We start from the raw sequence: 22,333 nt of genomic DNA, 5'->3' as shown, positions 1-22,333 counted from the left end.
TTGCCTACACTGCGAATAACAATATTCTTTTTTTGTTATCGCTATGCCTAAACAGCCGGATGTACACCTAAATCTCAATGTCAGGGGGCTGCCAATGTCAGCCACCCTGGCAATTAACGAAGCCAGTAATAAACTAATTCGCGAGGGACGGCAGGTCATTAAATTTGGCCTGGGTCAGAGCCCGTTTCCTGTTCCGGAAGTAGTAAAAGAAGAGTTGCGTAGTAACGCACATCAGAAAGACTATCTGCCAGTGGCGGGACTGCCCGAGCTGCGTAAGGCTGTGGCAGAGTATCATCACAATAAAAACGGTGTGGCAATTTCTCCCGAAAATGTTCTGATCGGCCCAGGTTCCAAGGAGCTGATGTTCCTTCTTCAGTTGGTTTACTACGGGGATCTGGTAATTCCTACGCCCAGTTGGGTCTCTTACGCGCCACAAGCACATATCATCGGCAGGCCAATTCGCTGGTTGCCAACCAATGCAAAAGAAAAATGGAAGGTTACTCCAGAGCAAATTCGTACTCTTTGCAAGGATGACCCCGACAAGCCTCGTCTGTTGATTCTTAACTACCCCGCCAATCCCCACGGGTACACTTATTCGGAATCTGAGCTGAAGACACTGGCCCAGGTACTGCGACGGTACAAAGTGCTGGTATTGTCTGACGAGATTTACAGCGAACTAAATTTTGAAGATCGCCATACCTCTATCGCCCGCTTTTACCCGGAAGGTACGGTTATCAGCAGTGGTTTGAGCAAGTGGTGTGGCGCTGGCGGATGGCGCCTGGGGACTGTCGCTTTTCCACCAAACCTTTGCTGGCTAAAGAAGGCCATGGCGACGGTTGCCAGTGAAACCTTTACTTCTACGTCGACTCCGATCCAGTATGCGGCTGTCAGGGCGTATAAGGGGGGTACCCAGATTGAGAAATATTTAATGAACAGTCGTCGTATCCTGCGGTGTCTGTCTATTGCATTGGTCAGCCGCCTGAAGCAGGCCGGGCTTGATGTCGAGCTGCCAGATGGCGCTTTTTACCTGTTTATCGAATTTGACCCCTTCAAAGAGAAGCTTCACAAGCGAGGAATCACCACTTCAGCGCAACTCTGTGAAAAGTTGATGGAGGATACCGGGGTGGCTTTGTTACCGGGCGCAGATTTTGGCTGTAGCCCAGAGCAGCTCACCGCACGGTTAGCTTACGTGGACTTTGATGGTGCCAGGGCGCTGGTTGCTGCTGAAAAGGTGCCTGCAGATCAATTGCTGACTGATGACTTCGCCTGCCAGTACGGCGGTAACTGTGTGAGTGGCATAGAGCGTTTGATCGAGTGGCTGACACAAGAATGATAGATGTCATAACTAAGCTCAAGGAGGTTGTATATACAACCTTTCTGCTGGTACCCTGACTGAGATAGCATTACTCTTTCAGTTTGAGTAATCAGACTCAAGACATAGACCTGCCGGATATACCTATAATGACCGAGCAAAAATCCAGCCTGCAGACCATTATCTCGTTAAGTGATGTGCAGGACATAGTAGATGAATCCAAAAACAGGCCCGGTGCACTGTTGCCAATTCTTCATGCCGTTCAGAAACGATATGGCTTTATCCCGAACTCCTCTGTCCCGGTAATTGCCCAGGGATTAAACCTGTCCCGTGCGGAAGTGCACGGAGTGATCAGCTTTTACCATTTTTTCCGAACTGAACGTGGAGGAGAGCACACTCTCTATGTGTGCCGCGCTGAAGCCTGTCAGTCCATGGGATCAAGAGAGCTTGAGCGTCATGTGAAGGAACGTCTGGGAGTGGATTACCACGGCACAAGTGCTGATGGCAGAGTGACACTCGAACCGGTGTACTGCCTCGGTAACTGCGCCTGTTCACCGAATGTGCGTTTTGATGATGATGTTTATGCACGTATGGATAACCAGAAACTGGATGAGTTATTGGCAGCTCACGGTGTCAAAGTCGGTGAGGTAACGCCATGAAAATCAAGGTATATGTGCCCTCTGATACTACTGCCCGTTCACTGGGCGCAGACAAAGTTGCCGCCGAGATTCAATTGCAGGCAGCACGGAAAGGTGTCGAAGTCACGGTAATTAGAACTTGTACTCGAGGGCTTTACTGGTTGGAGCCGCTTATCGAAGTGGACACTGATAAGGGACGCATTGCCTACGGACCAGTAGAGCAGAGTCAGGTTCAGTCACTTTTTGATGCCGACTTTTTGTCCGGTGGTGATCACCCGCTGGGTCTGGGGATGACTGAGCAGATTCCCCAGCTGGCGAACCAGCAGCGCCGTATGTTTTCCAGGCTGGGTGTCACCGATCCGATTTCTCTTGAGGACTATCGCGCGCATGGCGGTGTTGCCGGCATGCAAAAAGCCCTGGAGCTGACATCTCAACAGATAGTCGATGAAGTAAAAGCATCGGGTTTGCGCGGTCGGGGCGGAGCAGGATTTCCGACAGGTATCAAATGGCAGACAGTTCTCGATTGTGATGACGATGAGAAATATATTGTCTGTAACGCTGACGAGGGTGACTCCGGCACCTTTGCCGATCGCCTGGTGATGGAGGGAGATCCCTTTGCGCTGATTGAAGGTATGGCGATTGCTGGCCTCGCGGTGGGCGCCGAACAGGGTTATATCTATCTGCGTTGCGAATACCCGCTGGCGGAAAAAATTCTCAATAAAGCCATTGCTATCGCCTATCGCGAAAAACTCCTCGGCGACGATCTGCTCGGCAGCGGTAAGCGCTTCCACCTGGAAGTACGCCTTGCGGCAGGTGCCTATATTTGTGGTGAGGAGACATCGCTGCTGGAAAGTCTTGAAGGCAAGCGAGGCCTGGTTAGGGCTAAGCCACCACTGCCAGCAATAGAGGGGCTATTTGGTCAACCAACAGTCGTCAACAATGTACTGTCATTGACTGCCGTGGTGGATATTCTCGCTAACGGTGGCGAGGCCTATCAGGCACTGGGTATGGAGCGTTCGCGCGGCACCATGCCGTTCCAGTTGGCTGGCAATATCAAGTGTGGCGGATTGGTGGAAGTACCATTTGGAGTCACCTTGCGTGAGTTGCTGTATGACTACGGCGGGGGCTCCGCATCCGGCAGACCCATTAAAGCAGTACAGGTGGGTGGACCGTTGGGTGCCTATCTGGGCGATTCGCAATTTGATACTCCGATGGATTATGAGGCTTTTGCAGCCATCGGTGCGGTACTGGGGCACGGCGGTATCGTGGTGTTTGACGACACCGTGAATATGGCTGAACAGGCCCGTTTTGCCATGGAGTTCTGTGCCGAAGAATCCTGCGGTAAATGCACACCTTGCCGAATAGGTTCCACTCGTGGCGTGGAAGTGATCGACAAAGTAATCGCTGGCACGGAGCGGGAGAAAAACCTGACTCTGTTGGCCGATTTGTGCGACACCATGGAAGTGGCCTCACTCTGTGCTTTGGGCGGAATGACCCCATTCCCGGTGCGCAGTGCAGTGCAGAAATTCCCCGAAGATTTTGTGGCGGAGGTAAAGTGATGAGTTATTTGCCGTCATTCCCGCGAAGGCGGGAATCCAGAACTACGGAGCTCTATTCAGCATGGATCCCCGCCTTTGCGGGGATGAAAACATTCCATGAGTGTGGAGGTATTCAACAGTGAATGCTCCAGTACAAATTTTTGACCCAAGGAAAGACTACGGCACTCCTGATGTTGAGTCCGATGTGGCGGTGACACTGACCATCGACGGTCGCTCAGTAACGGTGCAGGAAGGCACCTCTGTCATGCGTGCAGCGTCGCTGGCCGGTGTGGATATTCCCAAGTTGTGTGCCACCGACAATATGAAAGCCTTTGGCTCCTGTCGACTCTGCCTGGTAGCGATTGAAGGAATGCGCGGTTTGCCCGCTTCCTGTACCACACCGGTTCGGGAAGGCATGGTGGTCACCACCCAGAATAAGCAGCTGGAAGCCACCCGCCGCAATGTGATGGAGCTGTATATTTCCGACCACCCGCTGGATTGCCTGACCTGCCCGAGCAATGGCAATTGTGAATTGCAGGATATGGCCGGTGCGGTTGGCTTGCGGGAGGTGCGATACGGCTTTGAAGGTGAAAATCACCTGAGCGCTGAAAAAGACACCTCCAATCCCTATTTCACCTTTGATCCCAGCAAGTGCATTGTCTGCTCACGCTGTGTGCGCGCCTGTGAAGAGGTGCAGGGCACTTTCGCATTGACCATCGATGGTCGCGGCTTTGATTCAAAAGTCTCGCCGGGACAGAACCAGGCCTTTATGGACTCCGAGTGTGTCTCCTGTGGCGCCTGTGTGCAGGCCTGCCCGACCGCCACCCTGATGGAAAACTCCATTATCGAGCACGGCCAGGGTACCCATACCACTACAACCACCTGCGCCTACTGTGGCGTGGGCTGTAATTTCGATGTGGAATTGCAGGGCGAGCAGGTGGTGAACATGACCCCATCCAAAGCCAGTCCCGCCAACCACGGTCACTCCTGTGTGAAAGGGCGCTTTGCCTATGGTTATGCCACCCACAAAGATCGCATTCGCGAACCGATGATTCGCGACCGGATTGACCAGCCGTGGCGAAAAGTCAGTTGGGGTGAGGCGTTTGAATTTACCGCGAAAAAATTCCGTGATATTCAGAAGAAATACGGCGTAAACGCCATCGGCGGTATTACCTCGTCGCGTTGTACCAATGAAGAAACCTATCTGGTTCAAAAACTGGTTCGCGCAGTGTTTGGCAATAACAACGTTGATACCTGTGCCCGGGTTTGCCACTCGCCCACCGGTTATGGATTGAAGACCACTCTTGGTGAATCCGCCGGTACCCAGACTTTTGATTCTGTGGATAAAGCCGATGTGGTCATGGTGATTGGCGCCAATCCCACCGCTGCCCACCCGGTATTTGGCTCGCGGCTGAAAAAACGCCTGCGTCAGGGCGCTAAATTAATTGTTGCCGATCCGCGCCAGATCGAACTGGTCAGCAGCCCGCATATCAAGGCGGCGCACCATTTGCAGATGCGTCCCGGTACCAATGTCGCCTTTATCAATGCCATGGCCCACGTCATTATCGATGAGGGATTGGAGGCAGAAGGATTTATCGCCAGCCGCTGTGAAAAAGAGCCATACGAACTGTGGCGCAAATTTATCAGCGACCCGAAAAACTCGCCGGAAAATACTGAGTCGGTGACCGGTATTCCCGCTGAGGAATTGCGCGCTGCGGCCAGACTCTACGCTACCGCTGGTAACGGCGCTATTTATTACGGTCTGGGGGTGACCGAACACAGTCAGGGTTCCACTACCGTGATGGGCATTGCCAACCTTGCCATGCTGACCGGGAATCTCGGTCGAGAAGGTGTGGGGGTGAATCCGTTGCGTGGCCAGAACAACGTACAGGGCTCCTGCGATATGGGCTCGTTCCCACACGAGCTGCCAGGGTATCGCCATATCTCTGATCCCAGCGTGCGCGCCCTGTTTGAGAAAACCTGGGGTGTAACACTGCAAAGTGAGCCGGGACTGCGTATCCCCAATATGTTCGATGCAGCTGTCGAAGGTACCTACAAAGGGATGTATGTACAGGGCGAGGATGTTGCCCAATCCGACCCCAACACCCATCATGTGGAGGCGGCACTGGGCTCACTGGAGTGTCTGGTGGTGCAGGATATTTTCCTCAATGAAACCGCCAAGTTCGCTCATGTGCTGTTGCCCGGTTCTACCTTCCTGGAAAAAGACGGCACCTTTACCAATGCCGAGCGCCGCATCTCGCCAGTGCGCAAAGTGATGGAGCCGTTGGCAGGGCTGCAGGACTGGGAAGTGACCTGCAAGCTGGCACAAGCCATGGGCTACGACATGCGTTATAACCATCCGTCAGAAATCATGGCGGAAATCGCCGCCCACACGCCTACCTTTACCGGGGTCAGTTACGAAAAACTCGATCAGCTGGGCAGCATTCAATGGCCTTGTAATGAAGACGCCCCAGAGGGCACTCCGATTATGCACGTGGAAGAGTTTGTTCGCGGTCAGGGGTACTTTGCCATTACCCAGTATGTGGAAACCGAGGAGCGCAGCAGTCGCAAATATCCGCTGCTACTCACTACCGGTCGCATTCTTTCCCAGTACAACGTGGGAGCCCAGACCCGTCGTACCGACAACGTGCGCTGGCACCATGAAGACGTGCTGGAAATTCACCCGTTCGATGCCGAAGATCGCGGTATCGAGCATGGCGATTGGGTGAGTATCGCCAGTCGCGCCGGGGATACGGTATTGCGTGCCGAAGTAACCACGCGGGTTCAGCCGGGTGTTGTTTACACCACGTTCCACCATCCATCTACAGGTGCCAATGTGGTGACCACCGATAACTCGGACTGGGCTACCAACTGTCCCGAGTACAAGGTAACCGCTGTGCAAGTAGCAAAGGTGATGGAACCGTCGAAGTGGCAAAAAGAGTTTCGCGAACGTAATGAAGATCAGTTGAGTTATTTAAATAACCAATAGGGTCGCATGGAATTGTGGTGCGCACGGCGCACCCTACGGGGAGTTGGTGCAGCGAAGAGTAGGGTGCGCCGTGCGCACCGCATACGATTAAACAGGAATTTATTTGGACTCTCATAAGATGACCTGTCAGCAAGTAAACGTGCAGAGGTGGCAGGGCAAAAAAAACGAAACCGATACCGATAAGGTGGCGGTGGAAGTGCCGGTGGCCATGGTATACAACGGCATATCCCATGTGGTGATGATGGCCACACCCAATGACCTGGTGGATTTTGCTCTCGGTTTTAGTTTGACCGAAGGGATTATTGAAAAACCCTCGGAGCTGTTCAGTGTTGAACAGAAAGAGACAGAAAAAGGTATTGAACTGCAACTGACAATCAGTGAACGTCGCTTTCAACAATTGAAGCAATGGCGCCGAAACCTGACAGGACGAACCGGTTGTGGCCTGTGTGGCGCAGAGTCGTTAGAGCAGGCGCTGCATCTGCCTTTGCCACTGCATAGGGGGGAAAGTGAGCATGGCGAAAAAATGGATGCCGGGATAATACATCGCGCCATGCAAGCACTGCCTGAACAGCAGCCAATCAATCGCATCACTGGAGCGGTTCATGCGGCGGCCTGGGCTGATTTAAAGGGAAATATAACTTGTCTTCGCGAAGATGTCGGGCGTCACAATGCGCTGGACAAATTAATAGGTGCCTTGGCAAAAGCTGAGCGCCCCAATGGCTTTTTACTGGTAACCAGCCGAGCCAGTTACGAGATGGTGCAAAAAGCCGGTTGGGCCGGGATGAATTTAATGGCAGCCATCTCGGCACCAACGTCACTGGCAATTGAGTTGGCAGAAAAATTAAATATCACCTTGCTCGGATTTACCCGCGATGAAGGGTTTGTCTGTTATGCACACTGTGACCCGTTGTCATTCTGAGTGAGCAAGGCAAGTGAAGAATCCCGGTAGTTGAAATTATAAACAGGAAAACAAATGAGCCACGACACTGATCAATTGAACCATCTGATCAAAATGGTCAACCAGATTGCCGCCAATCAACCCGTTGAATTGATTGGCGAAGAAGCGGCGGTGAACGCCGTCGCGGGGCATATACAAAAATTCTGGGCACCACCAATGAGAGAGCGAATTGGTCACTATCTGGCCGAAGGTGGTGAGAAACTATCACTGGTGGCCAAAAAGGCCGTAGAACGGATTTAAAGGTGAAGGAATCATGAAAAAACTGTTGGTGGTTTTAATTGCTCTGGCGATCTGGGTGAACTGGACGAGCATTCACAATTTTATTGATCCACCGGAATTGCCTGCGGTGGCTGAAGGTGAAGTGTTAGTCTATTCCGCTGAGTGGTGTGGGTATTGCACGGCACTAAAATCTTTTCTGGCGGAAAAGAATATTCCTTTTACCGAACTGGATATTGATAAGGATTCCGATGCCAAGCGGCAATTCAAAAGTCTCGGTGGACGCGGCATTCCACTGTCGGTGGTGAATGGTGAGGTGATTCGGGGATTTAATCCCGATGGAATTCTGAAAGCGCTGAAATAATGTTGTAGGCTGTCATCCTGAGCCCGGCGAAGGATCTCTTTGTTTAGCTTCTGATTCTTTAAGATCCTTCACTGCGTTCAGGATGACAGGAAAAGCAGCTAAAGCCGCTACTAAGTACAAAAAAGCCCCGCTGATTGAGCGGGGCTTTTTTGTTTTAGGTTTTCAGTTTTTTGTACTGAGTTCGATGCGGTTGGGCATCTACACCTTTGCGCTTGATCAGATCTTCGTGGTACTCGGTGTAGTTACCTTCAAAGAACTCAATATTGCTGTCGTCCTCGTAAGCGAGAATATGTGTGGCAATACGGTCGAGGAACCAGCGATCGTGCGAGATCACCATGGCGTTACCCGGGAAGTTGAGCAGGGCTTCTTCCAGTGCGCGCAGGGTTTCCACATCCAGGTCGTTGGACGGCTCGTCAAGCAGCAGCATGTTGGCACCCTGTTTCAGGGTGTTGGCCAGGTGCAGTCGACCGCGCTCACCACCGGACAGATCGCCAACGCGTTTCTGCTGATCGGAGCCTTTGAAGTTAAAGCGACCGACATAGGCGCGTGACGGAACTTCATAGTTGCCGATACGCAGCATGTCGTGTCCGCCAGAGACTTCTTCCCAAACGGTTTTCTTGTCATCCAGGTTGGCACGGCTCTGATCCACAAACCCAACCTGTACGGTTTCACCAATATCGATGGTGCCGCTGTCGGGTTGCTCCTGACCGGTGATCATGCGGAACAGGGTGGATTTACCCATACCGTTGGCACCGATAATACCGACGATGGCGCCTTTCGGAACTGAGAAGTTCAAGTTCTCCATCAACATGCGACCGTTGTAGCTCTTGGTGACGTTTTCAAAGTTAATAACTTTGTCACCCAAGCGCTCACCCGGCGGAATGTAGATTTCGTTGGTCTCGTTACGCTGTTGGAATTCGCGGCTATTCATCTCGTCAAAGCGGGCCAGACGCGCCTTGTTCTTGGCGTGACGACCTTTCGGGTTCTGGCGAACCCATTCCAGCTCCTGCTTCAGGGCTTTTTGGTGAGAGGCTTCGCTGCGCTCTTCTTGAGCCAGACGGGCCTGTTTTTGTTCCAGCCAGCTGGTGTAGTTGCCTTCATAAGGAATGCCGCGACCGCGGTCCAGCTCCAGAATCCAGCCGGCGGCGTTGTCGAGGAAGTAACGGTCGTGAGTAATCGCTACCACGGTGCCGTTGAAATCAACCAGGAAGCGCTCGAGCCAGTGAACGGATTCGGCGTCCAGGTGGTTCGTGGGCTCATCGAGCAGCAGCATGTCCGGACGTGACAGCAGCAAGCGGCACAACGCCACTCGGCGACGCTCACCACCGGACAGCTTGGTTACGTCAGCGTCCCAGGGCGGCAGGCGCAGGGCGTCGGCGGCAACATCCATTTTGTGTTGCAGGTTGTGGGCATCCCAGGCCTGGATGATGTTCTCAAACTGTTCCTGCTTTTTGGCCAGTTTGTCGAAATCGGCGTCGGGAGCTGCGTAATCGGCGTATACCTGATCCAGGCCAGCCAGAGCGTCCAGTGCTTCGCGCAGGCCATCTTCGACGTTGCCTTTCACATCTTTGGCAGGATCCAGATCCGGTTCCTGGGGCAGGTAGCCCACTTTGATGCCCGGCATCGGGCGGGCCTCGCCGTTATAGTCGGTATCAACACCGGCCATAATGCGCAGCAGGGTGGATTTACCGGCACCATTCAAACCCAATACACCAATCTTGGCGCCGGGAAAGAAGGATAGGGAGATGTCTTTGAGAATTTCGCGTTTCGGCGGGACTACCTTGCCAACGCGGTTCATGGAATAGACGTATTCAGCCATTGCTGGGTTCGGCCTCTCGCTATAAGTAAATAAGTGGGTGACTTGAGCGGCGATTCTACCTTAAATCGCAAGTCTCTGATGCATTGTATTTGGGGAATAAGGGCAGGTATGCCCCATGAATACCATACAAACCAATTAAAATTCGGCGTAATTGAGAGGTAAACGGCACAAAATTAAGGTTAAGTGGTAGTTGGCATTAGTTCGCAAGTGCATTAGGATAGAGTTCACAAGAATCAAGAGCCTGCTCAAGGCCGGTAGGAAGTACAACGCTAGCCCCTGATCGACACCTCCCTCCGTCATCAGGGGTTTTTATTTGCCTCAGCAAAAGCTCCCCCCTCCCATTTACCCCCTTACACCTATCGCAGTGGTCATTGAAAAGTGCCCATATCATGACTTTCATGGCTATAGTCACCAGAGTCAGGCAATCGCCTGGACTGAAATTTTCACTTCGAGCTGAGTGTGTGCCTATCTGACTTACGTTTACTCTCTTGAAGAAGCAAGAAGAATCGGTATGGAGAGAAAGGGTCGCAACATCTATTACCTGACGGATCATCCTGAAACCAGGGAAGCGCTGCTGGAAAGAACTTTTCATGAGCATGGCGTTGCTCTGCGTCGCTTTTTGAAAGCAAGGTTGGTCAATGAGGAAGATCGGGAAGACGTTCTTCAGGATCTGTTCCTGAGGCTGGCCCGTGTCGAGGGGTTGGCTCAACGCTTGTCCGAGCAAAGTGGCAGTACACGGGCGTACCTGTTCTCTATCGTCTCCAATCTGATTGTGGATCGACAACGCAAGGCAGTTTCCCGAAGAGAGGATCAACACCTGGCTTACGAAGAAGAGTTCTCCTCCACTGACCACCCAACCCCGGAGATGGTTGTGGCTACCGAGCAGCAACTGGACCGGATGATGAGTGCACTCAAATTAATGCCGACCAAGTGTCGACAGGCCTTTGTATTGAACCGATTCAAGTACAAAAGTTACCCGGAGGTGGCGGAAGAGATGGGGATCTCTGTGGCATCGGTACAACGTTATATAGCCACCGCTTTGGCGAGCCTGCGGGAAGGGATGAAGTAATGGAAATGACTATTAACAAGCAACAGGTCGATGAGCGTACAGCACAGGCTGCAGATTTCGCCGCTATGCTCTATTCCGGGGTTATGACGGCTGAAGAAGAGCAGGCACTGGCATCATGGCTGGAGCAAAGTGCAGAGAGCCGCGCTGAATACGAATCGATGCTTGATGTGTGGCACAGCACTGGTGCGCTCTCTTCGCGACTGGATGAGTTGGGCGAAGAGGTTAGTGAAAAAAGACCCCCTGTGAAACCTCGTCAGCGCTGGTTGCCAGTCGCATTGGCGGCCAGTGTGCTTTTCGGTGTTGCGGTAGCCTGGCAGGGCTGGTTTGTTGGGGAATCCTCAGTGCCAGAGTCGCAATTAGCTATCTACCAGACCAGCACCGGAGAAAATCGAGCAGTCACTCTGGGAGATGGAAGCCTGGTGATATTGAACACCAACACCCGGTTATTGGTGGATTACAGTGAAAATCAGCGTCGAGTCACCTTGAACTGGGGTGAGGCGTATTTTGAGGTGACAGCTGATCCCAATCGTCCTTTCCTTGTGGATACAGAAGGGAAAGCTGTAACGGTATTAGGGACACGATTTAATGTGCAAAAAGCAGGATTTGCATTGAAAGTGGCTGTGGTTGAGGGGTTGGTTGCAGTACATCGGGCAGAAAATAAAATGACACCGACAACAGAAGCCGTGGACATCAAACCTGGTCAACCCATCCCGGTAGAAGGTACTGCAGGCAAATATCGCCTTGGTGCAGGAGTGATGGCGACATTCACCGGAAATATGGGGTCATCATCGGCGAGGATAACCAGCGAAGAAATTTCTCAGTCAGACAACTTTCCCGATTGGCGTTTTGGGCGAATTCGATTTATGAATCGAACCCTTCAGGAAGTTGTTAAAGAGCTGAATCGCTATACAACCAAGAAGATTCTGATTGAAGACAGCCGTGTTATGGATGTCAAGGTAAGCGGTGTATTCAAACTGAATGCTATTGATGCTGCGCTCAAGCGATTTGAGCAGGCCTTGCCGTTAAGAGTTGTTGAGTATCCGGACAGGATTGTAATAACCGGGTTGGATTGATTTTTGTTGGAAAATTATTGTTTCTTGTTGATGGCGATATTTTTATAAAAGGATTTTTAGAAATATTTTTATAAAAGTTTGAGTGTGTAGTGAATCAATTTTCGTTAAAAGAAAAGACGTGAATTCTTCGTCAATAAATATTTCATTACACATAAAGAGGGTGGGGATGATGCAGGTATCATCATTGAACCAAAGATTGAATAAATCGAGTGTGAAGTCTCACAAGACAAAAATGGCAGCAGGTGTGGCTGCTGTAGTTGCATTGCTGAGCTTGAGCAGCTATGCACAGGAATCTGAGCCGGTTGATCTGAAAATGGATGCCCAAAATACAGAGTCTGCACTGTTGCAATTGGCAGAGGCAGCAGGCGTACAAATTGTATTTTCTCCAGAGATTGCTCGAAAAAATATGTCCCCTGTTGTGCGAGGAAGCCTGACCATTAATCAGGCCCTTGATCAGGTGTTAAAAAATACCAATCTGACCTATATGGTCGGCGCTGATGATGTGGTGACTATCAGTGAAAAAGAAGAAGCTGAAGGCCAATCAGAAAAAGAAGTAGAAGAGATTGTTGTTACGGGGTCATCGCTGCGCAAAAAAGATCTGTCCGCACCACTGGATGTTTTTACCAAAGAAGACCTTCAGCGCCGTGGTATTTTTTCAGCAGAAGATTTTGTCCGCTCATTGTCGGCCAATTTTGGCAACTTAAATGAATCCAGTTCTACGACAGGTATTGATCAGGATTTGGTTGTTCAGATTGGGATGTCACAATCCGGTATTCAAGGCTCAGCTGCCGCTAATCTGCGGGGGTTGGGTGTAGAAAGTACTTTGGTTCTGGTAAATGGCCGACGTGTTGCCAAATCACCAGTTTTGGATAATGGCTATGTAGACCTGAACGGAATTGCATTCAGTGAAATTGAGCGAATCGAAGTTCTTTATGATGGTGCCTCGGCTAAATATGGCTCCGATGCAGTAGGTGGGGTAATTAACTTTATTCTCTCTAAAGAAGCCGGTACTGGTGCAACCACCGAAGTGCGCTACGAACATGGCCAGAATGGTGGCAATACCTATAACCTGAATCAGAGTTTTCGTTACAGTTGGGGAAGTGGTCGTGCAAGATTGGGCTTTTCCAAGAGTGAAAACCAGGCAATTTCAAGTACTAAAGCGGGATGGTACACGAAAGACCTTACCTCGAGAGGTGGGCAGGATTCTCGCTACACCGGTGGCGGCCAACCTGGTGGGGTTTATCAGGGGTATGATTATATAACCTGGACCCCAATTTACGTGTCTTTGCCAGAAGATCATGATGGGGTAGACGCATCTGTAGAGGACTTCTCTCGTGATAATATTTTGCCGAATGATTATGATTTAAATCCTGATCTGTCCACTGCCAGGGAGCGAACTTCATTTCGCTTTGATGCCGAGCAGGATTTGGGCTTCTGGAATACGACAGTCTATCTGGATGCCAGCCTTAATAAAAATGAGACGCTAAATCGCTGGAAGGTAGCGCGTGCCAATAATGTGACTGTGCCAGAGAGCAATGCGTTTAACCCTTTCAATAGAGATGTCCGTGTAAATTATATATTTATTGAAGAGACGGATTCTGGACTGGTCGACGCCTTCTCGCCAATAAATCAAAATGAAAATTACAATGTAAATCTTGGTTTTAAAATGGATTTGCCATTCAGTGACTGGACCATGGACCTGAGTGGACGCTGGACAGAGCACAGTGTGTATGCCAGATTCACGGATATTAATATGAGTGCCTGCGAAAAGAATCCGGCCACGGGACGACAGTATGGCAAATACTACGATCCGAATGATCCCAGTGATCCAGGTCAAGATAATTGGGAGCGAGGTTTACGATTTCAGTGTGATGCTGGTAAAGAGTCTGCTTGGAGCCAGTTGATCAGCTCTAGTGACCCCAATGAAGCGATTAACCTATTTGGTAATGGGAGTGCACAGTCAGCGCACTTGGCGGATACCGTTATAACTTACACGACAGCCAATCCGGTTAACAGTAGCTATGGTTTTAATCTGTTGACGGAAGGCGCATTGTTTACTCTGCCCGGCGGTGATATCCGGTTGGCTTTAGGAATGGATCGTGATGTACAGGTAACCAATTATAAAAATGATGGAGTTCGAGCTACATACGCTGGCATGAATGACAAAGTATATACAGTTAACGAGGGTGCTTTCTTTGAAACATCCATTCCCATCATTGGTGAAGACAATGCACTACCTGGCGTTCAGTTGCTCGAGCTGGGTATTCAGAATCGCTGGACAAGACTGGAAATGCCCCAATCAAATGCGGCAAATGATACCTTTACCAGTAGTGTTCCTAAATTAACACTGGCCTGGATGCCGTACGAAGATCTGATTGTGCGCGGTACATGGTCAGAGAGCTTCCGCGCTCCATCCAATTCCGAAATTGTTGGTTCAGAAGCTCGCTATGATGATCCAGTAAGTTGTCAGGGTGATGGGTGTAACTATATATGGAATGATCCAACCGCATGGGCATCGCGATATATCGATGTGGATGGCTACTATGATGAGGATGGCAACTTTATAGATGGACCGACACCGGTTTATGTTTATAGTACCAATCTGGGCGTAAACCCGAATATCCGTCCAGAGACAGCCGAAAATATTACGTTTGGGTTTGACTGGATGCCATCTTTTCTACCAGGCCTTCAAATGAAGGCGACCTACAACTTTATTGACTATACCGACCGAATTGCTCAAACCAGCCACTATTCCTGGCCGGCAGAAGATTGGCAGTCAGTTCCGGATCTTTTCTATGAAGACCCAGAGACAGATAAGTTATTGTTGGTTCGAAATGTTTCAACTAATCTGGCACTAAGTCGCAATAAATCGGTTAATTTTGACCTCTCTTATAGCTTTTCCAGCAACATGGGTAATTTTTTGGTCGGTGTAAACGGCACTTATACGGGAACATTAGAAGAGAGTCTATTGTTGGGTGGAGATATTGTTCCTAAAGTGGCTACCGTAACAGGCAGCGACAAATTAGTAGGGCGCGCATTTGTAGATTGGCAATATGACAATATGGGTGCGGCACTTTCGGTTAATTACAAAAGTGACTACGTACAAAACATTAGCCGCTGGAATCCAGATGAAGGTGCCTATAGCGATTTGTCGAACCATATTGAAGAGTATTGGACACTTGACTTGACTGGGCGCTATAGCTTGGTAGAGCAAGGATTGAATATCAACTTTGGTATTCGGGACATAACCAACAACCCCTATCCATTTATCGATAATAGTGGGAGACCCTTTGATAACCGTCGCGTCAATGTGCAGGGACGAACTGCATATATGAATGTGACCAAAGAGTTTGATTTCTAACTGAGTAGTCCATCTTGGCACGGGTGAAAGCCCGTGCTGTTTTTCATTCCTCTCCGCATGAATTCTGGCGAATCTGCCCAATTGGGTATTTAAGTCTATGGATTTTTTTGTGGAGTGTTAGTTGTAGTTGTTTAGGTTAATTACCTGGAGGGAGTTTAATGAGAATAGTAAAACTGCTGACAATTTCGCTGTCGCTGATATGTAGCTGTGCTGTCCATGCGAAAATCAATTCTGAAGAGTTTGCCATAGTTCGAGGAAAAATCTCTGCGCCGGTCACAGACAATAATGTAGAGCTTCAGTATGTAGAAAATGGGAAGCTAGAGGCATACGGCAGTTCGCTGGTCGATCAGGAAGGTCGATTCGCATTTATGGTTCCAGTAAAAGATCCGGGTTTCTTTCGCCTGAATTATGCCGATAGGCAACAGAAGCAGCTGGTTCGTCTGTATTTACAGGCTGGTCTTGATCTGAGTTTGGAAATTGATGAGACGTCACAGCGAATTACGGGTAGCAATATCGGCCATAACAAGCTGGTTTTGGATTGGAATAACCAGTTTCAGGCATTTCATAAATACACCAGTATAGGTGGTGATGTTACCTATGAGGATTTTTATCCGTTCCTGGAGGAGACAGGGCTTGATTCCAGGAATCAGTTTCTTGAAAAACTAAATACCGGTGATAAGCAATTTGATGAGTTGATGACATTGGCAGTTAATACTGACTTTGAAGCTGCCTGTTATCGATTTTTGTTAATGCCAAGGTCGAAGCATCCGGAAAAAGGCAATTATCCGCAGGTTTACTTCGATTGGCAAAAAGAGCAGAAATTTACCGATGCCCGTCTTCTTAATCTCGGCAATGGCTGTGATTTGATGCAGCTGTATTTTACCTTCAGTCAACTGCTGACGGAGTTTGCTCCTGCCAATCAAACGCTATCAAATGTGATGGCAGGGATTGCTTCTGATTCACTGAAAGAGGTTTATCTCTATGAGTACTTCTCTCGATTCAAAAGCAGAAAGCCCCCGGTAGCTGAGTACTATCAGCTGGTTGATCCGGTGCGTCATTATCTTCAGTCTGATCGAAGCAAGTCGCTATTGCTTGAGCTGGAGAAAGACTTTCAGAGTCAGGTGGGGCAGCCAGGATTCAATTTTATCTGTGAGGATGCAGAAGGAAATCCGGTTGCTTTTGAGTCTTTTAAGGGAAAAGTTGTTTATCTGGATGTGTGGGCAACCTGGTGTGGTCCATGCAAATCTGAGATTCCTCACTTGAAAAAGCTGGAGCATGCTCTGCAGGGAGAGGACATTGTCTTTGTCAGTATTTCTACTGATGCAGATAAAGATGAGTGGCTGCAGTTTATTGAAGAGAATGAGATGAGTGGCGTTCAGCTGCATGCAGACGGTGGAAGTGATTCAGGATTATCCAAAAACTATGAAATCAATACCATTCCTCGTTTTCTATTGTTTGATAAAGAAGGAAAGATTGTAGATGCCAATGCCAGACGACCATCTTCGCCAGAGTTGAAGGCAGAACTGCTGAAGTTGATTCGTGGCTGATCTGTATTCGGAAACAGACACATATATCCCTTATACACAGGGTGGTTGATAGAAAAATGTGACACGGGTAGAACCCGTGTCACTGGTCAAACTAACCCACCTCTTCAGATCACAATCCCGGTAAAGCCACTATATCCCGCTAGTTGTGACCATATACCTCATGCTGGTCGGGTTGGCCTGTGGTGGTTTGTGACAGATCGTTACATTCACACTGTGAGATGGCGATCATTTTCCGGTCTTATGCATGAAATTCGGCATATCTGTTTCTTAGTTCAATGGTGCCAGGGGCCCTTTGTCGGGGCCAAAGCGAAAATTTCAAAAAATTTCACTTAAGGTGTAGGGAGGAGGGGCATATCATCCGTGCTCCTGTTAAACCCCCTATGGGCCACTTACGGATGGCTGACCGCTTATCTAACAATGTAGTAAGGCTGGCAGATCGCCAGCGAGAATCACGAGAGCAGGTGCTTGAACGGTTATTTATCGAGCACGGCTCGGCCCTGCGCGGGTTTTTGAGGGTTACCCTGAAAGTTGACTCTGAAGTGGAGGATATTATTCAGGAAGTCTTTATCAAGCTGGCTAACCTGGAGCAATTACCAGAACGCTTGCCGCCTGGCGGGGCCAGTAATCGCTCATTTCTGTTCGCCATAGCCAATAATCTGGTGGTTGATCTGGAACGGAGTAAGCGTGTTCGTCGTGAGTACGCAAGCGCGCATCAGGCAGAAGCAGGCCCTGAAGCGTTTGTGAATAATGGATCTCCAGAGGCTATTACATTGGCCAGGAGTGATCTGGAATGCGTCAAAGAGGTTCTGTTACAGATGCGTCCCTGCTGGAGAGAGGCCTTTATCCTCAATCGCTTTCGTCATAGAAGTTATCGGGAGATCTCCATCGATATGGGGATTTCTGTAAAAACCGTTGAGAAATACATTAAGAAGGCCTTGCTACAGATAAAAGCAGCCGTGCAGGACTTAAAAGGAGTGGAGAAATCATGATTGGCAAAGTTAAACGTTTTATCGCCAATCAGCGTGCAGTCACTGATGTTGTGCGGCAATTTTCAGGCGAGATGACTGAGCGTGAGGAGGAGCGCATTATAAATCGCTCACAGAACTCTGAGCGATACTCTGCCGATTTGGCATCCAGCCGGGAGATATTGGCAGACCTTTCTGCTCTCTCGGAAGATTCGGACTTGCTTGCCCTGGTAGAAAAGTATCCGCAAGGGAACAATCGCCAGCCTTTGCTAAGAGAGTCCAATAACAATGGCAGCAATTATTGGCCGAGATTGGCTGTTGCTGCGTCATTGGTTTTGGCGGTGACAGCTGTCTGGTTTACTGCATTTCATGAATCGGTTCCCGAGAAGAACGGAATTCTTCGTTATGTGACCCGCACCGGGGAAAACAAGTCGGTAAACTTGAGTGATGGAAGCGTAATCACGCTAAATACGGCTACTCAAATACTTGTTGATTTCAATGACCAGGCACGCCGAATCATTATGGAGCGTGGCGAAGCTTATTATGAGGTAGCTGCGGACGCGGAACGACCTTTTACGGTTGAGTTGGGTGAGCGCTCTGTCAGTGTGTTGGGTACCGCCTTCAATTTGAAGAAGGAGCCAGAACAGTTCACCCTGGCTGTTATGGAGGGTATGGTCTCAGTGCACCGCAAAAGCGAGATGGTGTCCGAGGCGGCGCCAGCTTTTGATGCTACGGAAAATCAGATGGTTATTTCAGCCGAACATCAGAGGCGAGTTGCTGCGGGAATGGTAGTTGAATTCGATAATCAGTCTCGTCAGTACAAGGCTTACTATGAATCTGATGTCGACCAGTTCCAAAGCTGGCGAAGTGGATTGGTCAGTTTTAAAAGTCAGCCGCTCTATAAAGTAGTGGATGAGCTGAATCGCTACACTGGCAAGAAAATATTTATTGATGATCCAGTTATACGTGATTTGATGGTGCGAGCTACTGTGCGTGTAAATCGGGTTGATGTGGCTTTGGTTGGTCTTGAAAACTCCCTTCCAATAAAAGTTGTATCCGGCTTTGACAAAATAATTATTACTAAAAAATAGATTATTAAAATAAATTTTTCAGATAAGGGAATTATTTTTATCTCCGGGTGTAGGGAGACCCCATTAGTAAGACGTGCTCTAGATAACTTGCGATTTGATTTGCAAGTCTGCATGCAAAATAAATCTTACAGATAATGGGTGGTGTGGTAATGAGGAATACATTCGCGTTTCGTCGTAATCGCTTGGTATTGGGGGTTGCTTCCGCATTAAGTCTTGGGTTTGCCAGTTCGCTATTTGCGGATATAGATAACCTGGATTTAAATTTAAAAAGTCAAAAAGTCTCCGAAGCATTAGTCGAGCTTGGTAAAAAAGCAGGCGTTCAAATCATGGTGGAACACAATGTCAGAAATGATATTGAGTTGGCCAAAATTCAAGGAGTCTATAGTCTTTCCGAAGCTCTTCAAAAAATGTTGAAAGGCTCAGGATTGATATATGAGTTTGTTTCAGATGACTTGGTGATTGTTAAGGAAGATTCCAAGGATGATAAAGAGGCTGAAGCTCATGATGAGGTTGAAGAAGTTGTTGTAACAGGTTCGAGACTGCGTGGTGTTGATCCGGTAGCGCCAGTGATCGTGATAGACCGTGCAGAAATTGAACGCAGAGGCGTATTTTCTGCAGAAGAAATTATTCGTACGCTGCCCCAAAATTTCGCGGCAACCAACTCCAGCTCAACCATTAGTAACTCAGGCACTGGGGAGTTTACCGGAGGCTTCTCTGATTATGATGCTGCCGGTATTTCAGCAGCCAACCTGCGCGGTCTGGGAGAAGGCTCAACACTGGTCTTGATCAATGGCCGTCGCACGGCCGGCACCCCTCTTGATCAGGGGCAGTTTGTTAACTTATCTACTATTCCCGCACACGATATTGAAAGAGTTGAAGTGGTTACCCAAGGTGCTTCTGCATTGTACGGCGCCGATGCAGTTGGTGGTGTAATTAATATTATTCTGAAAAAAGATCGTGAACCAGGTGGCAGCACCATGGTTCGCTATGAAACCAGTGCAAATGGTCAGGATCGATTGTCTTTGACTCAGACCGGTTCAGTGGCCTGGGGCTCCGGTAATGCCAATGTAACGTTGGGCTACACCAAGACAGATCCGATTGATGCGCAAAAAGTTGGTTACGTTAGTAATGATTTTCGCAGTCGGGGTGGCACAGATCGTCGTGGGCACGGAATTTTTGGCGCTACTGTTTCACCATTTGTTTCAACCGGCTTGTGGTTTAGAGGGGCAGGTGTAACAGCTTCCGATGATTATAATGGGGTTATCGATACAAATGGCGATGGAGTTAACTCACCTGAAGAGATGGCCGCGGCTTTAGATCAATATTTTGAATATGATCGTGACGGTGTTTTTCGGGAAAATCTTTCTGCAGAAATGTCACCTGATGTGGAAAATAAAAATCTCAGCTTTCGCGTTGAACAGGAGCTGACAGACAGTATTCTGGTGTTTGGGTCGGTTAATTACAATCTGACTAACAATGTATTTGGCGGCGCACCAGCTCCGGGTGTAACTGTCTTTTCATCGACAACCGCTCCCGGATTGTCTATGCCAGCGGATAACCCTTACAACCCGTTTGGAACCAGCAAATACATGCGTTACACCTTTTATGGAGAGGTTGAATCCGGGCTTGTTCCCGATGCGTATCGGGAAACAGATCAAAAGCGTATAGATGGCACAGTAGGATTAACCTGGGATCTTCCAGTACGTGACTGGCGTCTTGAGACCACATTTACCCGCAGTGAGGCAAAGACTGAGGGTTTGGATGTTGGCTTGCTGACGCGGCATAGCAGACTGGACGGTTCGGGGAATCCATATGTTTTAGATGATGATGGAAATCCTGTACTGGATGACGATGGTAATCCAGTGATGGATACACGCTCTCCTTTGGAGAGATTGATTCAGGGTGATCACCCAATTACCGGTGAGCGGATTACCGATCCGGATGAAATGATTAACCTGTTTGGCAATGGTACAGTACAGACACCACTACTTGCACTTGCAGTGGGTCAAACACGCAACCAGCAGCCAACCAATACAACGTTTGAATACAGCGCATCCATAGAAGGCTCAATCGCGGATTTACCCGGTGGTGAGGTGAGAAGTATTCTCGGATTTGAATACCACAACGCTACTGTTGACTACAGTGGCAATGAAGATCGGGCTCAAAGTGCGCCGGGAGTAACCGGCGGCTTTTTCAAAAATCTTATTGAGTTAGATAAAGATGTAATTGAGCTGTTTACCCAAACCTCAATTCCATTGGTGGGCGAAGATAATCGTATGACCGGCGTTGAGCGGTTGTCGCTTAATGTGGCAGCTCGTTGGGGCGATTACACCTACAATAAACCAACTACAACTGAAGGGCAGGTTAGCGGTGGTGATATTGTAGATGTGGAAAGCTTGTTCCAGGAGGCCAGCTACAACAATCTAAGTCCTTCTGTTGGTATCTCATGGTATCCTGTAGAAGACCTGAATATCCGAGCCAACTGGACGGAAAACTTCCGTACACCGAGATTTACTGACCTGGTCGGTGGTGGGTATGGCGCAGGTTATCAGTGGTTGGAATGGGCGGATGGTAGTTCATTTCGTGCCTCCCCGGTCAGAGTAGGAAACCCAAATCTGAAACCCGAAACCAGTGATAACCTGGCCATTGGCTTGGATTGGACGCCCTCCTTTCTGGATGGCCTGAAGCTGTCGGTCACCTGGCAGACTATCGCCACCAATGACGCTATCGGCAGTCAAATTACAGCAGGACTTAATGGTGAAGAATTAATAGCAAAAGGTGTTCTGATTGAAGATATCAGTGATGCCAATGGTTATAAATTCATTACTTCACCAATCAACTATGATGAGAGACTGAGAACGTTTACCGACTTCTCCGTTACCTATGATTTTGCATCTGACTATGGATTGTTCAGCACTGGTCTAAGTGGTACCTATTTTTCCAAAAATAATGTGCATGTGACTGATGCCGATACCGGTGTGGCGGATGTCTATAAGTATGATGCAACCAATTACGGGCCAAATCGCTGGCAAGCTCGCGGTCACTTATTGTGGGATTATGACAACTATTCTGCATCCTTTGCTGTGAACTATGGTAGTGATTATACCTGGCACAACGGGTTGTACAGTCGCTCAAGCTTTAGTGAAGCTATAGAAGATCACGTTGAGCATTATATTACCTATGACCTGACTGGCAGCTATGAAACAGACAGAGGCTGGCGTTTTGTCGGAGGTGTAACGGATCTTACCAATCAGAGTCTGCCATTTGTAAATTCGGGGTTCGGATTTGATACCAGTAAAGTGAGGGTTCAAGGCCGTACACTGTTCTTCCAAATGCAGAAAAACTACTCTTTGTAATCCATCAATTAGCTTGATCAAGTTGTTGATTTATTAG

At 49.0% G+C, this 22,333-nt stretch carries 15 protein-coding genes; 14 read left to right on the top strand and 1 reads right to left on the bottom strand.

What is annotated here, in order from left to right; genetic code table 11:
• The first annotated feature begins 94 nt into the window (after positions 1-94).
• The 7 genes from QP938_12095 to QP938_12065 all read left to right on the top strand — a co-directional run bounded on the left by QP938_12095 (position 95) and on the right by QP938_12065 (position 8,015).
• Positions 95-1,333, top strand: coding sequence for an aminotransferase class I/II-fold pyridoxal phosphate-dependent enzyme (locus tag QP938_12095; protein ID WIO74029.1), 1,239 nt, complete (start codon positions 95-97; stop codon positions 1,331-1,333).
• A 128-nt stretch (positions 1,334-1,461) separates the two neighbouring features.
• A complete protein-coding gene (locus QP938_12090; GenBank protein WIO74028.1) occupies positions 1,462-1,971 on the top strand; it encodes a formate dehydrogenase subunit gamma in 510 nt (169 codons plus the stop codon).
• Positions 1,968-3,509: an NADH-quinone oxidoreductase subunit NuoF gene (locus QP938_12085; protein ID WIO74027.1), complete on the top strand. Its 1,542-nt coding sequence runs from the start codon at positions 1,968-1,970 to the stop codon at positions 3,507-3,509. Before QP938_12090 ends, QP938_12085 begins: the two co-directional genes overlap by 4 nt.
• Before the next feature lie 118 nt (positions 3,510-3,627).
• Positions 3,628-6,477 (top strand): formate dehydrogenase subunit alpha, encoded by a 2,850-nt coding sequence (gene fdhF / locus QP938_12080; GenBank protein ID WIO74026.1) that lies wholly within the window; start codon positions 3,628-3,630, stop codon positions 6,475-6,477.
• A gap of 103 nt (positions 6,478-6,580) precedes the next feature.
• Positions 6,581-7,396, top strand: coding sequence for a formate dehydrogenase accessory sulfurtransferase FdhD (gene fdhD, locus QP938_12075; GenBank protein ID WIO74025.1), 816 nt, complete (start codon positions 6,581-6,583; stop codon positions 7,394-7,396).
• Between the two features lie 54 nt (positions 7,397-7,450).
• Complete coding sequence (locus QP938_12070) at positions 7,451-7,675, top strand: formate dehydrogenase subunit delta (GenBank protein ID WIO74024.1); 225 nt, start codon at positions 7,451-7,453, stop codon at positions 7,673-7,675.
• Between the two features lie 13 nt (positions 7,676-7,688).
• A complete protein-coding gene (locus QP938_12065; GenBank protein ID WIO74023.1) occupies positions 7,689-8,015 on the top strand; it encodes a glutaredoxin family protein in 327 nt (108 codons plus the stop codon).
• 154 nt (positions 8,016-8,169) lie between these two features.
• Here QP938_12065 and ettA read toward each other — a convergent pair whose 3' ends face one another.
• Positions 8,170-9,834: an energy-dependent translational throttle protein EttA gene (gene ettA, locus QP938_12060; GenBank protein ID WIO74022.1), complete on the bottom strand. Its 1,665-nt coding sequence runs from the start codon at positions 9,832-9,834 to the stop codon at positions 8,170-8,172.
• Positions 9,835-10,345: 511 nt separating this feature from the next.
• Between ettA and QP938_12055 the strand changes: the two genes are divergently transcribed.
• The 7 genes from QP938_12055 (at position 10,346) to QP938_12025 (ending at position 22,296) form a co-directional block, all read left to right on the top strand.
• The gene (locus QP938_12055) at positions 10,346-10,903 is read left to right on the top strand and encodes an RNA polymerase sigma factor (protein WIO74021.1); all 558 of its coding nucleotides are present in this window, start codon (positions 10,346-10,348) and stop codon (positions 10,901-10,903) included.
• Positions 10,903-11,976, top strand: coding sequence for a FecR domain-containing protein (locus tag QP938_12050; GenBank protein ID WIO74020.1), 1,074 nt, complete (start codon positions 10,903-10,905; stop codon positions 11,974-11,976). The genes QP938_12055 and QP938_12050 overlap by 1 nt, the downstream gene beginning before the upstream one ends.
• A 166-nt stretch (positions 11,977-12,142) precedes the next feature.
• Positions 12,143-15,337 carry a TonB-dependent receptor gene (locus tag QP938_12045; protein ID WIO74019.1) on the top strand — a complete coding sequence of 1,065 codons (3,195 nt, stop codon included), beginning with the start codon at positions 12,143-12,145 and terminating at the stop codon, positions 15,335-15,337.
• 158 nt (positions 15,338-15,495) lie between these two features.
• Positions 15,496-16,884 (top strand): TlpA disulfide reductase family protein, encoded by a 1,389-nt coding sequence (locus QP938_12040; protein ID WIO74018.1) that lies wholly within the window; start codon positions 15,496-15,498, stop codon positions 16,882-16,884.
• A gap of 395 nt (positions 16,885-17,279) precedes the next feature.
• Positions 17,280-17,873: an RNA polymerase sigma factor gene (locus QP938_12035; protein ID WIO74017.1), complete on the top strand. Its 594-nt coding sequence runs from the start codon at positions 17,280-17,282 to the stop codon at positions 17,871-17,873.
• Positions 17,870-18,940: a FecR domain-containing protein gene (locus QP938_12030; GenBank protein WIO74016.1), complete on the top strand. Its 1,071-nt coding sequence runs from the start codon at positions 17,870-17,872 to the stop codon at positions 18,938-18,940. Before QP938_12035 ends, QP938_12030 begins: the two co-directional genes overlap by 4 nt.
• 149 nt (positions 18,941-19,089) lie before the next feature.
• A complete protein-coding gene (locus QP938_12025; GenBank protein ID WIO74015.1) occupies positions 19,090-22,296 on the top strand; it encodes a TonB-dependent receptor in 3,207 nt (1,068 codons plus the stop codon).
• The last annotated feature ends 37 nt before the right edge of the window (positions 22,297-22,333 follow it).

The organism is Porticoccaceae bacterium LTM1, from assembly GCA_030252795.1.
Lineage (GTDB): Bacteria > Pseudomonadota > Gammaproteobacteria > Pseudomonadales > Porticoccaceae > SCSIO-12696.
The sequence above is the reverse complement of the archived record's forward strand: the minus strand, read 5'-3'. Positions and strand labels throughout refer to the sequence as shown.

Bases quoted from the DNA above. Each gene is read 5' to 3' on its own strand.
- QP938_12085 (WIO74027.1), top strand. From the start codon at position 1,968: ATGAAAATCAAGGTATATGTGCCCTCTGATACTACTGCCCGTTCACTG.
- ettA (WIO74022.1), bottom strand. From the start codon at position 9,834: ATGGCTGAATACGTCTATTCCATGAACCGCGTTGGCAAGGTAGTCCCG.
- QP938_12025 (WIO74015.1), top strand. From the start codon at position 19,090: ATGAGGAATACATTCGCGTTTCGTCGTAATCGCTTGGTATTGGGGGTT.
- QP938_12090 (WIO74028.1), top strand. From the start codon at position 1,462: ATGACCGAGCAAAAATCCAGCCTGCAGACCATTATCTCGTTAAGTGAT.
- QP938_12070 (WIO74024.1), top strand. From the start codon at position 7,451: ATGAGCCACGACACTGATCAATTGAACCATCTGATCAAAATGGTCAAC.
- QP938_12040 (WIO74018.1), top strand. From the start codon at position 15,496: ATGAGAATAGTAAAACTGCTGACAATTTCGCTGTCGCTGATATGTAGC.
- QP938_12050 (WIO74020.1), top strand. From the start codon at position 10,903: ATGGAAATGACTATTAACAAGCAACAGGTCGATGAGCGTACAGCACAG.
- QP938_12055 (WIO74021.1), top strand. From the start codon at position 10,346: ATGGAGAGAAAGGGTCGCAACATCTATTACCTGACGGATCATCCTGAA.
- QP938_12030 (WIO74016.1), top strand. From the start codon at position 17,870: ATGATTGGCAAAGTTAAACGTTTTATCGCCAATCAGCGTGCAGTCACT.
- QP938_12035 (WIO74017.1), top strand. From the start codon at position 17,280: ATGGCTGACCGCTTATCTAACAATGTAGTAAGGCTGGCAGATCGCCAG.
- QP938_12045 (WIO74019.1), top strand. From the start codon at position 12,143: ATGATGCAGGTATCATCATTGAACCAAAGATTGAATAAATCGAGTGTG.
- QP938_12065 (WIO74023.1), top strand. From the start codon at position 7,689: ATGAAAAAACTGTTGGTGGTTTTAATTGCTCTGGCGATCTGGGTGAAC.
- QP938_12095 (WIO74029.1), top strand. From the start codon at position 95: ATGTCAGCCACCCTGGCAATTAACGAAGCCAGTAATAAACTAATTCGC.